The sequence below is a fragment of the Actinobacillus minor NM305 genome (assembly GCF_000175195.1).
In the GTDB taxonomy this organism is placed as follows: domain Bacteria; phylum Pseudomonadota; class Gammaproteobacteria; order Enterobacterales; family Pasteurellaceae; genus Haemophilus_A; species Haemophilus_A minor.
Genome location: NZ_ACQL01000055.1, coordinates 32,497 through 45,881 on the forward strand (window position 1 = coordinate 32,497; position 13,385 = coordinate 45,881).

General features: G+C 36.2%; 14 protein-coding genes. 8 read left to right on the forward strand and 6 right to left on the reverse strand.

Going from position 1 to position 13,385, the window contains the following annotated elements:
- Positions 1-200: 200 nt before the first annotated feature.
- Together AM305_RS01685 and AM305_RS01690 are read left to right on the forward strand one after the other, a co-directional pair.
- Positions 201-518 (forward strand): DUF2322 family protein, encoded by a 318-nt coding sequence (locus tag AM305_RS01685; RefSeq protein ID WP_005822588.1) that lies wholly within the window; start codon positions 201-203, stop codon positions 516-518.
- Between the two features lie 99 nt (positions 519-617).
- Complete coding sequence (locus AM305_RS01690) at positions 618-1,121, forward strand: hypothetical protein (RefSeq protein ID WP_005822589.1); 504 nt, start codon at positions 618-620, stop codon at positions 1,119-1,121.
- Between the two features lie 111 nt (positions 1,122-1,232).
- Here AM305_RS01690 and hemB read toward each other — a convergent pair whose 3' ends face one another.
- From hemB to AM305_RS01705, 3 genes are all read right to left on the reverse strand, one after another.
- Positions 1,233-2,252: a porphobilinogen synthase gene (hemB, locus tag AM305_RS01695; RefSeq protein WP_005822592.1), complete on the reverse strand. Its 1,020-nt coding sequence runs from the start codon at positions 2,250-2,252 to the stop codon at positions 1,233-1,235.
- A 156-nt stretch (positions 2,253-2,408) separates the two neighbouring features.
- Entirely contained in the window at positions 2,409-2,672 is a 264-nt protein-coding gene (locus AM305_RS01700) for a GrxA family glutaredoxin (RefSeq protein ID WP_005822594.1), read from the reverse strand.
- Between the two features lie 110 nt (positions 2,673-2,782).
- A complete protein-coding gene (locus AM305_RS01705; RefSeq protein ID WP_005822595.1) occupies positions 2,783-3,010 on the reverse strand; it encodes a helix-turn-helix domain-containing protein in 228 nt (75 codons plus the stop codon).
- Positions 3,011-3,127: 117 nt separating this feature from the next.
- Between AM305_RS01705 and AM305_RS01710 the strand changes: the two genes are divergently transcribed.
- Positions 3,128-3,856, forward strand: coding sequence for a hypothetical protein (locus AM305_RS01710; RefSeq protein ID WP_005822596.1), 729 nt, complete (start codon positions 3,128-3,130; stop codon positions 3,854-3,856).
- A 51-nt stretch (positions 3,857-3,907) separates the two neighbouring features.
- Positions 3,908-4,351 carry a hypothetical protein gene (locus AM305_RS01715; protein ID WP_005822598.1) on the forward strand — a complete coding sequence of 148 codons (444 nt, stop codon included), beginning with the start codon at positions 3,908-3,910 and terminating at the stop codon, positions 4,349-4,351.
- Positions 4,352-4,429: 78 nt separating this feature from the next.
- Here AM305_RS01715 and AM305_RS01720 read toward each other — a convergent pair whose 3' ends face one another.
- Positions 4,430-8,911, reverse strand: coding sequence for an alanine-zipper protein (locus AM305_RS01720; protein WP_005822600.1), 4,482 nt, complete (start codon positions 8,909-8,911; stop codon positions 4,430-4,432).
- Positions 8,912-9,166: 255 nt separating this feature from the next.
- Here AM305_RS01720 and AM305_RS01725 point away from each other — a divergent pair, with 255 nt between their 5' ends.
- The gene (locus AM305_RS01725; protein WP_005822601.1) at positions 9,167-9,610 is read left to right on the forward strand and encodes a hypothetical protein; all 444 of its coding nucleotides are present in this window, start codon (positions 9,167-9,169) and stop codon (positions 9,608-9,610) included.
- A 146-nt stretch (positions 9,611-9,756) separates the two neighbouring features.
- Here the strand turns inward: AM305_RS01725 and AM305_RS01730 are convergent, their stop codons facing one another.
- Together AM305_RS01730 and AM305_RS11780 are read right to left on the reverse strand one after the other, a co-directional pair.
- Positions 9,757-10,170 carry a DUF805 domain-containing protein gene (locus tag AM305_RS01730; RefSeq protein WP_005822603.1) on the reverse strand — a complete coding sequence of 138 codons (414 nt, stop codon included), beginning with the start codon at positions 10,168-10,170 and terminating at the stop codon, positions 9,757-9,759.
- 3 nt (positions 10,171-10,173) lie between these two features.
- Positions 10,174-10,842 carry a DUF805 domain-containing protein gene (locus tag AM305_RS11780; RefSeq protein WP_005822605.1) on the reverse strand — a complete coding sequence of 223 codons (669 nt, stop codon included), beginning with the start codon at positions 10,840-10,842 and terminating at the stop codon, positions 10,174-10,176.
- 214 nt (positions 10,843-11,056) lie between these two features.
- On the opposite strand from AM305_RS11780, the gene AM305_RS01740 reads away from it, so the two are divergent.
- The 3 genes from AM305_RS01740 to adk are packed head-to-tail and all read left to right on the forward strand — an operon-like array spanning position 11,057 to position 13,310.
- Complete coding sequence (locus AM305_RS01740; RefSeq protein WP_005822607.1) at positions 11,057-12,028, forward strand: aminodeoxychorismate synthase component I; 972 nt, start codon at positions 11,057-11,059, stop codon at positions 12,026-12,028.
- Positions 12,006-12,605 carry an aminotransferase class IV family protein gene (locus AM305_RS01745; RefSeq protein WP_005822608.1) on the forward strand — a complete coding sequence of 200 codons (600 nt, stop codon included), beginning with the start codon at positions 12,006-12,008 and terminating at the stop codon, positions 12,603-12,605. The genes AM305_RS01740 and AM305_RS01745 overlap by 23 nt, the downstream gene beginning before the upstream one ends.
- A gap of 60 nt (positions 12,606-12,665) precedes the next feature.
- A complete protein-coding gene (gene adk, locus AM305_RS01750) occupies positions 12,666-13,310 on the forward strand; it encodes an adenylate kinase (protein ID WP_005819029.1) in 645 nt (214 codons plus the stop codon).
- Positions 13,311-13,385: the final 75 nt, after the last annotated feature.

Here is a 13,385-nt window from a genome sequence, read left to right on the forward strand (position 1 = left end):
GTTAAATCATAATACTGAATTGTTCAGTTTGCAAACGTTTAGAAGAGGCTTTTTTACTAAAACGTTTTAGTTGAATTCTATTTTGCTAAAAATAAAACATTTAGAATTCTTGATGATTTTTCTATAGAATCTCCTTTATAATTTCTCGATTAGGCTGATATAATGACTCTTCATAACCTATTTGAAGGATATTATTTATCATGCAATTTAAAGATTATTTAGCAACATTCCCGGCTATTGATCATATTTCAGGCTTGAATGTCAAAAATTTGACTGGAGAGATTATTCATCATATTCCTGCAATAGAAGGGAAATTGGGCTCACTTAAACTCTATTATGCCCTTTTTGCAAAATTCAGCGGTAAATTAACCGCTTCTTCGGCTCAACAAGGATTAACATGGTTTGCGGAACATGTGGAAGATGCATTACAACATTCAGGTAAGCATCCTAATATAGAGCTATTACTGGAAGTAAAAGAAAAGAACCTTGAGTTAGATTTAGAGCCTATTGAAAAATAGTAATTTAAAAATTTTTAAATTACATAACTTTGCAAAAGTTTTCATTTTACATGGTATGCTTAGTAAGTATTTCTAAGCATTATTTGAAGGAGAAAATATATGAAATTAATTAAATCATTAACGATTGTTGGTCTTTCTTCTCTACTTGCTGTTAGCACAGTTCAAGCAGTAGAAAAAACAGCAGCAAAACAAACTACAGCAAAACAAACTACAGCAAAACAAGATTACGCTTTAACGCAATTTAATAAGAATGTTGGTCTGCAGCTTGTTAAACGGGGAATTCAAATAGGAGAGAATAATCAATCTGTGGCAACGTTAACCTATTTGGTTCAAAATAAAGGAAAAAATAAAATTAAATCTATTAATTGGATATCAGGATACACTATAGATAATAAAGTTTTCTATGCGCAGGAGATTCCGATTAATTTCCAACCTGCATTGCCTGCACAACGCCAAATGGAAGTGACAATCAATCTTCCTCTTAATACACTGCCTGAAGCTGCACAAAAAATATTTTTAGACAAATCAGCAAGTGTTGGTGCTATTAATGGTGCAAAAAATGTTGTCTTTTCGAATGGAAAAAGGATTACTGTGAGTAAATAATCGTTGCTAAAGTTTTGTTAGCGAGATATTCATTACAAGGATAAAAGTTGGTAAGAGGCTGCAAAATATGCATTACCAACTTTTACTTTTTACATGATATATCTTAGCCGGTTAGCGATGTTTATCTTGATATAACCACTCTGCGACTTGTTTAGCGAAGTAGGTTAAAATGCCGTCTGCGCCTGCACGTTTAAAGCAGAGTAAACCTTCCATAATACATTCGCGCTCTTTTAGCCAGCCGTTTTGAATGGCTGCCATATGCATTGCATATTCGCCGGATACTTGATAGGCAAAAGTTGGCACACCAAAGGCCTCTTTTACACGCCAAACCATATCTAAATAAGGCATTCCAGGTTTAACCATAACCATATCAGCGCCTTCTTGGATATCCATTGCTACTTCGTGTAAACCTTCATTACCATTTGCCGGATCAACTTGATAGGTATATTTATTTCCGCCTTTTAAATTACCGGTAGAGCCAATGGCATCACGGAAAGGACCATAATAATTTGAGGCATATTTGGCAGAGTAAGCCATAATTTGAGTATTGATGAAGCCTTTTTCCTCAAGTGCTTTACGGATTTCACCAATACGCCCATCCATCATATCGCTTGGTGCAACAACATCGGCACCCGCTTCAGCGTGAGAGAGGGCTTGCTTAACCAGAACTTCAGTCGTAACATCATTAAGAACATAGCCTTCTTCATCAATAATCCCATCTTGCCCGTGAGTTGTGAAAGGATCGAGCGCCACATCTGTCATTACCCCCAATTCAGGATAAGCCGCTTTTAATGCTTTTACAGCACGTTGAGCAAGCCCGTTGGGGTTATAAGCTTCTTCAGCCATCAATGATTTTTTTGCCTCACCAACAACGGGGAAAATAGCAATCATTGGTACGCCATACTTCACTAATAAGCCAGCTTCAACTAGTAACTGATCAATCGTCAAACGCTCAACACCGGGCATGGAAGGCACTTTTACTCGTTCATTTTCGCCTTCAATAACAAAAACAGGATAAATTAAATCATTTGCCGTTAATTGATTTTCTGCGACTAAACGGCGGCTAAAATCATGTTTACGTAAACGGCGCATACGGCGTTGTGGAAATTGGGTATTTTGAAATTGGATCATCGTCATTCCTTGTTATAAATTAAAATGTGGGAATTATTATAAGGTAAATAGCTTATCAGAAAATAGCGCTAAATGAATACCCAAAGAAAATGAAAAGGACTAAGTCTGTGAATGACTAGACTTAGTCCTTCAATGAACATAATCGAGAGTATGCTATTATATTTCGATGCCAAATTTTTCTTTCACAAATGGCGCAAAATCAGAAAAGCCCCCGATATGTTTATTATCGAAGAAAACCTGAGGAACAGTTGCAACCGGTTTTCCTACTCGAGGTTCTAGGTCTGCTTTATCGAGACCTTCAGCAATCATATCAACGAATTTGAAATCAAAATCAGGTAATTCTACTTTCATTTTTTCCGCTAATTGTTTAGCTTTAATACAATACGGGCAAGTCATTCTACCGTAAATTTCTACAAACATGATTTTCTCCTAAAGCCGAGTGTCGTTAATTTTATTATAACATGCGATAAAATTGTTCTATATAGCTTTATCCATAAATAAGGAAGAATAATAAATATACTTTATGATGTTTAGTCCTCACCGAGCAGGCTTCCAATAGAGACCCCTAACGCTTTAGCAATCAAAGCTAAATTCACGACAGTAATATTCCGCTCAGCCCTTTCCACCATACCGATATAGGTACGGTGAAGACCTGCGCGTTCTGCTAATTCTTCTTGAGACAATCCTCTTCTTACACGCTCAAGTTTAATGGATAAACCTAAGTTTTTAAGAAACAATTCACGTTCTGCTTTATTCATATTGCGAACTTTATAAAAGTTACACAATACAAACTACAGACTAATCATAGCATTTTAATACAAATTGTGATAGATTATTTATCAATCAAATTTCTTATTCATAAATAGGTATTTAATATGAAAAAATTAATTGCTATTGCCACTCTACCATTATTGCTAAGTGCCTGTTCTCAATTACAAGGTGTATCTAATTCACTAAAAGCCGGCTTTGCAGATGATAGCAATACAAAAGTATCTTATTTATATCCTAGCTCAACGCAAGATTGCCGAATTATTCTCCAAAATAAGAAACAAAAATATTGTTTATCAAATAGTATCACTAAAGAGTTTACTGATAATAATGAACAATTCAAAGCCGTACTTGCAACGGGTAGCTCCAATGAAATTTGTGAAGCATGTAAAAACAATATTGTAGATATTCACCTATTTAAGTTTGTAAATAACACATGGCAACTTGTCAACAAGCAACATTTTCTTACTTGGGAGGAAAATGAGAATTGGAATAGTGGCATAGTAGATGAAAAATTTATCATTTCAAGAGAGTTTGCTCATACCGGGTATAATGTTGAAATGAAAACAATCGAAATGATTTATTTTGTAGAGAATAAAATCAAAAGAACCGAATTCGTTTCTGAATATAAATCTTATAGCAACATGGGAGATGAAGACGGTTGGACTGTAAATATTAAAGTAGATAAAAAATCACCTAAAACATTAGGATTTTCTCCGATAGTTCTAGTTCAAGAATATATCAATAGCAAGAAAAAAACAAAAACACATACCATGAAATTTAGTGGAACTAAAAAACAATATGTTATCCCACATAAAGATTTTGTTTTTGAGTAAAATTATTTATTTTAAATAAAAAACAGTAATTATTATACGTGAGGGACTAAAATGAAAAAAACACTTATGAAATACGTAAGTTTGGCACTGGCTAGTACATTATTAACATCCTGCGTTAGCTTTCTTGATATAAACCAAAACTTAAATCATCAAATTCCTAAAGGATTTACAGGGGTCTGGATTGAAAAAAAACCTACCCAGCAGAATTGTTACCCGGCTACTGATTATATAGAATATACAATGTGGAAAATTAATCCGAAGAAGAAAGAGCTTTCGCTAGGTGCATCATTTGATGCCAACATTTATCATTTTACGGGCTTATCAAATACAGCTTTTTCCTCAAAAGCTCGTTTTGTTGAAGTGATTATGGGGGAATTAGATGAGGGGGAAACACCTCAAATAATTTATGAAAATATAGAGGGTAAAATTATTAATAAAAACCAGATCCTGATAAATGGTAAAAAACTTTATCGTTGCCCGAAACCTAAATTTTAACGTAAAAAACACCGTTATCCATTTCTAGATAACGGTGTTTTTATGTCTACTTAAAATAAGTCTATACTAAGTTGATATTTAATCGAACCCAACACTCACACCTGCACCCGCACCAAAACCGCCACGAGTATCTGCAGAGCCTGTTAAACTTAACACCACATTTTTTGTTGGAGCGTATTTAACACCGACTGCTACGGCACTTTCACCACGATACGTACCTGCACCCGCACCAATGGTTAAGCGTTTACCTTGAACTGGTGTGATTTGGGTCATGGCAATGGTTGCTGCTGCCCCTGCACGAGCTTCACGACGAGCTTTTTTCGATTGTTTTTCTAAGTTGTCGATACGACGACTATTATTTTCAATCGCTTTACGGTTACGCTCAATGCTTTGTGCGTTACGAACGATATAAGTATTTTGTACGTTATTCACTTCGTTGATTTCACGAATTTGATTTTGCTGTGCAACAATCACTTGTTCATGCGTATCAAGACGTTGTGAGTTTTTCGTTGCTTTTGCTTTTACAGTTGCTACTTCTGTTTTCACTGTGGCAACATCAGCTTGTACAGGGATTAATTGTTCTTCAACAATTTTTTCCACTTTTTGCTCTGTTGCGTGAAGTTGCGCACCATTTACAGCTTGCGTAGAAGTTGCAGAGACTTCCCCCGATGCAACATTTTCAATCACTGTACCTTTATTACCATTCGATTGAAGTGTCACTGCTTTTTTATCAGCATTGTATTTTACCGCTTGGTTATCTAATACATTTACCGTAAATTCAATGTCATGAATAGACTTCGTATTAGACTCCACCACCGCATCTGTACTTGCTAAGCGAGTTTTAGTCGCTTCAATTTCAGCCGTGTTCAAGTTTACTTGGTTTGACATCGCTTCCGCTTTATCAAAGGCAACTGTGGCTTGTGTCATCGCACTTTTCGCAGTTTCATTTGCTTTACTTGATGTATCTACGGCACTATTCGCTAACACTTTCGCTTCACTTGATGTCGCTAATGCGGTATCAGCTTTGCTGTTTGCGGTCGTCGCAAGATTAGTGGCTTGCTCTGCACTTGCTGTTGCAAGGTTAGCTTGCTCGGTCGCTGTTAAGGCATCTTGTGATGCTGTTGTGGCTAACGCTTTTGCTTCATTTGCATCGGTTGATGCTTTAGTAGCGATTGTTGTTGCGTTCATTGCAACATTTTGTGCTTCTTTAGCATTATCGTTAGCATTGCTTGCTAATGTTAAAGCTTGGCTTGAATTGGTTTGTGCTAACGCAGAAGCGGTTAAAGCTTTATTTGCTGTTGTATCTGCTTGTGTCGCTAACGCTTTCACTTTACCTACTTCTTCAGTCACACTTAATGCCACTTTTTCAGCGTTCGTTGCACGATCAGATGCTTCTTGTGCAATCACTTTTGTTTCATCAGCTTTCACATTCGCAACGTTAGCGATTGAAATCGCATTATCAGCTTTAACACTTGCTGAATTCGCTGTTGATGATGCTTTTTGTGCTGTTGTTAAAGCAGTGTCCGCTTTTGCACTTGCTTCATCTGCTTTCACAATCGCTGTGCTAGATTGTGTATAAGCATCAGTCGCTAATTTATTTGCATTATCGGCAACAGTTGCAGATTGTTGAGCTAAAGTGACCGCTTGTGTTGCTTTTTCATCTGCTTTATTGGCAACATCACTGATAGCACCGATTTGGCTTTCAGTACGCTCCGCAATGATTTTTGCGGTCTCTGCTGTCGTTTGCACATCAGATACACGAGTTAATGCTTCTTGTGCAGTTTGTTGAGCAGATTGTGCTTGTGTTTGTGCGTTTGTTGCAAGCGATACTGCATTATCAGCTTTAGTATTTACTGCGTTCGCTGTCGTTAAAGCTTGTTCCGCTTTTGTTGTTGCGGTATCTGCTTTTGTGCTTGCTTCATTTGCTTTTGTACTTGCTTGATTTGCAATGGTACTTGCTGACTCGGCTTTTGCTGTCGCAGTATTTACTTTGCCTTCTAATCCACCTACCGTTGTAGATAAATCAGATACACTTTGCGTTAAAGCATCTGCTTTACCATAAGCTTGTTCTGCTTTTAAACTTGCTGTGTTAGCTGTATCTATTGCTTTGGTTGCATTAACGTCTGCTGATGTCGCAAGGTCTTTCGCTTCTTGTGCAACTTTTTCAGCATTTGATGCTCGTGTCACAAAGGTTGTAGTTTGAGCCATTGCTGTTACAGAGTTCGCATATGCTTTATCGGCTGAATCAATAGCTGACTCACTATTTCTCACTGCTTTAGCAACATCAGTAATCATTGTTGTTGCTAATGCATTTGCATTATTCGCCACTTCTTTTGCTAAATTTGCAGTATCAACTGCATTTTCTGCTAACACTTTATTTGCACCCACTACTTGCGAGATTGCACTAATTTCATCAAGCATATTCGCATTTTGTGTTTCTAATTCCGTTGCTTTTGCCATCACTAAATCAGATTTTGCTAACGCTTGTTCTGCGGTGGCTTTTGCTGATGCTGATGCACTAATTGCTTCGGCTGAAATGGTATCAAGCTTACCTGAAACAACGGTCTCAACTTGAGTTAAGGCTTGATTTGCAATTCGAGTAGCTTCGGTTACTTCGCTTTGTACATCTGTTAAATCGCCTTTAATACCCAAAACAATTTCAGCGATTTTTTGTTGGGTTGTTGAACTTGCATCTTGAACAACTTTGGTTAAGTCAGCAACGGTTGTGCTTAATTTCTTCTCAACCTCGCCAACACGACCTATTGCAATATTTGCATTTGTTAAAGCGTTATCTGCATCTGTTGAAGCTTTCGTAGTAACTTCTTCAGCCGTTTGCAACCTTTCTTCAATAATGAACAATTGACGACCATTAATAGCATCTGTACTATCAGAAGCCACTCGACCATTATACACATTCGTCAAAACGGCTTGATACACTTCCCCATTCTGTGCAAGACTATAAACAGGAGATTTTCTTGCTGTAAGTCCACTACCTGTAACCCTAACAGTTCCCGTATCTAGCAATAACCCTTGAGAATTAGCATAACCTTCAAGCGTTTTGTTAATAGCATTAATGTCTGTTTGTACTTTTGTATTCACTGTATCTTGTGCTTCTTTTGCACCAACCAATTCTTGAACAACACCTGATAAACCTTGAACTTTTTCAAGACCTGTTCGAACCGTTTGCATATCTTGAGTTAAAGCTGGTAAATCTTTAATCGCATCTTCTACAGTTGTAACACGATTAGAAACAGCACCTACCACATTATGTTCAATGCGATAAAGCTCGCTATTTACCGTATTTAATGATGATTCAACTGTTTCTGCTTTGTCATAAGCATCATTAGCACGTGCTAATGCATCTTGAGCCCCCAATGTTGCTTTGTCAATTTTTGTTTGATAACCTGCTACTGTTTTATCTAAATCACTTAAATCACCTTTTAATGTGTTAACTTGACCTGAAGCCGCTGTTGCTAAATTCAATGCTTTAGTTGCATTATTATCCGCACTGGTTGCAATCGCAATCGCTTGAGCATTATCACCTGAATTTGCGACAGTCAGTTTTAAATCACCAACAACCTTTGTTAATTCACCTAAACCTGTTTGAACGGTATTTGCTGTCTTTTGAGCAGTTTCCACACCACCAATCAAGCTTGCAATACTAGCACGGTTCGCTTTTGAAATATCTAATGCTTCAGTGGCATTAGTATTGGCTAAAATAGCATTAGCATTAGCAGTATTTGCCGTCGTTAAAGCACGAGTAGCATTAGCGTTAGCATTGTTGGCTAACGTTTTTGCTTCAGTAGCATTTGCTAAAGCTTTTGTTGCGTTTTCATTTGCTTTCGTTGCGTTAGTGTTCGCATTTGTTGCTGTGGTATTAGCCGTTGTCGCTAACGTTGAAGCAGATTTTGCAGTAGCATTTGCGTTATTTGCTGTTGTCACTGCTAACGTTGCACTTGTATTTGCCTGACTTGCTGTTGTATTTGCTGTTGTTGCAAGTTTTGTGGCATTTTGTGCTTCCAATACCGCTTTTTGTGCATTAGTGTTTGCTGTTGTTGCTGTGGCATTTGCACCATTGGCAATCGTAATGGCATTAGTTGCATTAGATAACGCTTGATTTGCTGTCGTGCTTGCTGTTGCTGCTGTAGCGTTAGCTTTAACTGCTAAGGCTGATGCATTATTCGCTGTTGTTACCGCATTTGATGCTGATGATGTTGCTTTAGTCGCATTAGCTTGAGCTGAAGCCACTTGAGCCTCAAACGCACTCACTTTCGTTGATAAATCCGCAACTGTACCCTCACTACGTTTCGCTACACCTACCGCCGTAACAATTAACTCTAACGTATCACTTAACTGACCGCCATTCACTGCTTGTTTTGAACCCGCAGCAATCAAACCATCTTCCACTAAAGTTGGGGCTGAAAAAGCAGGTGTTGCCAATGCTAACGCTAAGGTTGCCATTAATGCTGACACAACGCCTTTACGTTTGCCTTTAGCTAACTCAGAAGCAACAATAGACTTACCCTGTGCATTTTTAACCACTTTAAATGATTTATTCATACAAAATCCTTATAAATTAACATCAAATCGAACAATAAAACTACTATATTATATATTATGTATTTAAATGATACTAATAGTATTCTTTTTTGAAAAAATTTTTTTCTTTCGTCAATATCTTGACATTTAAATTTAAAAAATGTACATTAAATAAACAGAAAAAATCCTCTTCTAGCGTTTTAATCTATTTTGATTATTCGCCAGAAGAGGATTTTTATTTTCTTCTCGTTTTAAAACACGAAAAAGGAAACTGTTATGAGTGTATCATGGTTAGAAACGGTACCTGTTTATTCTAGTTCCTCTCTTTTTTCTTATAAAAAAGAAGAAATAAGGGAACTATTAACCCAAAAGAGGAAAATTCTGAATGTTTCGGAGTTTAATGCCTTTATGCAAGGCGATTACTTTTATCTTGTAGAAAGAGAGGGAAGAAGAAGAGATAATGAAAATTACCTATGTGTTCGATTGAATTTTTCTAACCGCTCTACTTTTTATGAAGATAGTCATGACTTTTTAAATGCACTTGCTCAAATTTGTGACGAGTTTGAAAAGATCGAATATGACTGGAAACGATACTTTTCAACAACGGTTTATAAGAAAAACTGTTTGTTTGAAATTCATTGTGCTTCTTATCTCGTTATGAATGTACTTATATTTTTACACAAGACATGGCAGGTTTGGAGAGATTTAAGAAAAGAATAGCTATATTGTGTAACGGTTGCACAAAAATCAATTTTGTAGAAGAGCATCCTTGCCCATCCATTCGAATATCAAGGTTTACGGGTGGGGATAGCCCCACCTCTACGAAGAAATTAAATGTTTGAGCAATACTATAAAAATTTCTTTTCTTATGCCAAAGCTTTGGGATCTTTACCGTATTCGTTATCTCTACGTTCACCATCTTTTAATGCTAAATAACACAGAATAGCGAAAACAATAACTGTCATTATCATAAGTCCATTCATACTATTTACAGAAGTTGGCGTAACAAACAAATATAGCTCTAATAAATTTAACGGAATTTGTAACCATCCGGAGAATCCTAAATCATGTAAGCGCCGTGTTGTGACAGAAATACTAGGAAATATGTACACAAGGATAAATAGATAATATAAAAAAGGACTATCTGCAGAAAGCAAAGTAATAGGTATTGCAATAATATTAAAAATTAACATAAACCAACCGAACTCTGCTCTTCTTGCTCTTCCTTTATAAGTAAAAGGGCGACTTAAAGCGGATAAAAACCAATGAAATCCTTGCATAAATTACTCCTTATTCTTAAATTTCTGTGTAAACTTAGCTAACAGAGGCTCTAGAACCACTTTTGCTTTTGCAACCAAATGATTGACTTTTTCCTCAAAATTTTTGAGATTTTGATTTTCCTTTGGCATTTCTAATGGAAGTGGTGCATTAGGGTTCTTAGGATCTGCCCCATATTTATTATGATGTCTTTGCCCATCTTTAAAAACAAGAAATAACATTGGAGCAATAACAATCCAAAGATCAAAAAACAACCATAACGGTACGCCAACAATCAACAACCACCAACCAAATGTTCCAATATCATGTAAACGGCGAACTGCTGTAGAAATGAGAACGACTAAAAATGGTAGAAAAGGAATGTATGTTAATAATGATATGAATACGCTACTCCATATCATATCGTTATATGATTGCTGAATCGCCATTCCCGTTTGATGAGCGGAGCCTGTTACAATTAACTCAGCAAGAAGAGAGGAACCCATATTCGATAAATTCTGGGTTGAATAAAATTCCTTTGATTGATTCTCAAATAATACCGAGTAGATATATATCGCCAAAGCACTTAATGCGATAAAAACGATAATACTCACTGCAAACACAATTCCAAACTCTAAACGTCTAGCTCTGCCTGAAATATTTTTCCAATTTATAAATGGATCAATAAGTAACATAATTAACACCATCAAGAATACAAAAAACATCAAAAAGAAACTAATAGTGTTCATTTTGTTAAAAAAAAGCTAGAATGTCAAGAATAAGATCAAGAAATATACTATGTAGGCGAGAGGGTAACATTGGTACGATTACAAAATTTTTAGGTTATAATATGTTTTATCTCATTGAATAACGCTCTTACTTCTATTTTCTAACTTCCTGATTTAACAAATGCGATCATTTATCCATAAAGCCAATGAATTTGGTAAACAGCGCAAGCCCTTTTTTTTCTTAATTGATTTTGAGCAACAGAAGCCGCTAATTTTTGCCTTAGAAGATAGTTCTCCAAGCCCTCTCTTTTTTGAGTTTGGGCATATCAAAAATCATCATTTTGAATCGGAAAATCAGACATTTCAGTTAAAGGCTTTTCCGATGGAATTAAAAGATTACCAGAAGTCGTTTGAATTGGTAAAAAATGAAATTCAAAAAGGGAATAGCTATTTATTAAACCTGACTTTTCCGACAAAGATTGAAACAAATTATTCTTTAAAATCGATTTTTGTCCAAAGTAAGGCGAAATATAAGCTCTTTTTGCCGGATCAATTCGTCTGTTTTTCGCCTGAAACCTTTATTCGAATTAAAGAAAATAAGATTTTCTCTTATCCAATGAAAGGGACAATCAATGCGGAGGATGAAAACGCTAAAGAGCGATTATTAAATTCTCAAAAAGAATTTCAAGAGCATAATACGATTGTAGATTTAATTCGGAATGATTTGGCTATCGTTGCTCAAAATATTCAAGTGACTAAATATCGCTACGTTGAGAAAATAAATACGCATAAAGGCGCGATTTTTCAGACCAGTTCTGAAATTTGTGGCGATCTGCCTGAAAAATGGCAAGAGAATATCGGTACAATTTTAGCAAAACTCTTACCCGCCGGCTCGATTAGTGGTGCACCTAAAGAAAAAACAGTCCAAATTATTCAGCAAACAGAATCAACGCCTCGAGGCTATTACACGGGTGTTTTTGGTTATTTTGATGGTAACTCGCTAGAAAGTGCTGTCGCTATTCGCTATATTGAGCAAACTCAATTTGGTAAACTGTACTTTCGTAGCGGTGGCGGCATTACATCACAAAGCCTTCTTGAAGAAGAATACAACGAGATTTTAGAGAAAGTTTATGTCCCTTTATCCAATCTTTGAAACCCTCTCTATTATTGATGGTGCCGTACAAAATATTGAATATCATCAAGCTCGTTTTGAAAACACGATGCGTACTTTTTTCAACAAAACGCCTGATATTCAATTATCTGGTTTGATTAATCCCCCTAAAGAATATTGCTCTGGGAAAATTAGATGTCGAATTGATTATAATCATGAGGCATTTGAGGTGAAGTATTTTCCTTATGTACCAAAGGTAATTCGTACCTTTCAATGTGTGTATGTAGAGGGCTTAGATTACCGATTTAAGTATAGTGATCGTCAATGCTTAGAAAAATTAAAAACAGAAAGTGCAGATGAAGTGATCATTATCAATAACGGTTTTGTAAGCGATTGCACAATTGGCAATCTGTTGTTTCTTAAACAAAATCAATGGTATAGTTCAACACATTTTTTATTAAAAGGTACACAATTAAGCTATTTATTAGCCCAAAATCAAGTTTGTTTAACTGAAATCAGTGTCGCTGATTTATCTTCTTTTGAGAAAGTCATGATGATCAATGCGTTAAATCCTTTCGATGAAAAACGGGCGATTTCAGTAAAACATATTCGTTTATAGACTAAATAAACTTTAACATATAGAATAAGTCTATTATTACTCCAAACTAAAGAGGTTTTCATGAAAGTTATTCTTTTAGGTGCACCAGGTGCTGGTAAAGGTACTCAAGCACAATTCATTATGAACAAATTTGGTATCCCACAAATTTCAACGGGTGATATGTTCCGCGCAGCGATTAAAGAAGGTACTGAATTAGGTAAACAAGCCAAAGCATTGATGGATGAAGGGAAATTAGTCCCGGATGAATTAACCGTTGCTCTCGTGAAAGATCGTATTGCGCAACCAGATTGTGCTAATGGCTTCTTATTAGACGGCTTCCCACGTACTATCCCACAAGCGGATGCATTAAAAGATTCAGGTGTAAAAATTGATCTTGTTTTAGAATTCGATGTGGCTGATGAAGTGATCGTTGAGCGCATGAGCGGTCGCCGTGTTCACCAACCTTCAGGTCGTACTTATCACGTAGTTTACAATCCACCAAAAGTAGAAGGTAAAGATGACGTTACAGGCGAAGATTTAATTATCCGTCAAGATGATAAGCCTGAAACGGTATTAGAGCGTTTAGCGATTTATCATAAACAAACTAAGCCATTAATCGCTTACTATACTGCTGAAGCCGAAGCGGGTAATACTCGTTATGAACGTTTAGACGGTACGAAACCGGTAGAAGAAGTAAGTGCGGAATTAGCGAAAATTTTGGCGTAATTCTACGTAAAAATAAACAAGCGGTAAGATTTTTTAAGAATCTTGCCGTTTTTTATTGAATCAAACCTGAAGAAA

What these genes read in the sequence shown, in the direction of transcription:
- AM305_RS01685 (WP_005822588.1), top strand. Translation starts at nt 201, where the DNA reads ATGCAATTTAAAGATTATTTAGCAACATTCCCGGCTATTGATCATATT.
- AM305_RS01690 (WP_005822589.1), top strand. Translation starts at nt 618, where the DNA reads ATGAAATTAATTAAATCATTAACGATTGTTGGTCTTTCTTCTCTACTT.
- hemB (WP_005822592.1), bottom strand. Translation starts at nt 2,252, where the DNA reads ATGATCCAATTTCAAAATACCCAATTTCCACAACGCCGTATGCGCCGT.
- AM305_RS01700 (WP_005822594.1), bottom strand. Translation starts at nt 2,672, where the DNA reads ATGTTTGTAGAAATTTACGGTAGAATGACTTGCCCGTATTGTATTAAA.
- AM305_RS01705 (WP_005822595.1), bottom strand. Translation starts at nt 3,010, where the DNA reads ATGAATAAAGCAGAACGTGAATTGTTTCTTAAAAACTTAGGTTTATCC.
- AM305_RS01710 (WP_005822596.1), top strand. Translation starts at nt 3,128, where the DNA reads ATGAAAAAATTAATTGCTATTGCCACTCTACCATTATTGCTAAGTGCC.
- AM305_RS01715 (WP_005822598.1), top strand. Translation starts at nt 3,908, where the DNA reads ATGAAAAAAACACTTATGAAATACGTAAGTTTGGCACTGGCTAGTACA.
- AM305_RS01720 (WP_005822600.1), bottom strand. Translation starts at nt 8,911, where the DNA reads ATGAATAAATCATTTAAAGTGGTTAAAAATGCACAGGGTAAGTCTATT.
- AM305_RS01725 (WP_005822601.1), top strand. Translation starts at nt 9,167, where the DNA reads ATGAGTGTATCATGGTTAGAAACGGTACCTGTTTATTCTAGTTCCTCT.
- AM305_RS01730 (WP_005822603.1), bottom strand. Translation starts at nt 10,170, where the DNA reads ATGCAAGGATTTCATTGGTTTTTATCCGCTTTAAGTCGCCCTTTTACT.
- AM305_RS11780 (WP_005822605.1), bottom strand. Translation starts at nt 10,842, where the DNA reads ATGTTACTTATTGATCCATTTATAAATTGGAAAAATATTTCAGGCAGA.
- AM305_RS01740 (WP_005822607.1), top strand. Translation starts at nt 11,057, where the DNA reads ATGCGATCATTTATCCATAAAGCCAATGAATTTGGTAAACAGCGCAAG.
- AM305_RS01745 (WP_005822608.1), top strand. Translation starts at nt 12,006, where the DNA reads ATGTCCCTTTATCCAATCTTTGAAACCCTCTCTATTATTGATGGTGCC.
- adk (WP_005819029.1), top strand. Translation starts at nt 12,666, where the DNA reads ATGAAAGTTATTCTTTTAGGTGCACCAGGTGCTGGTAAAGGTACTCAA.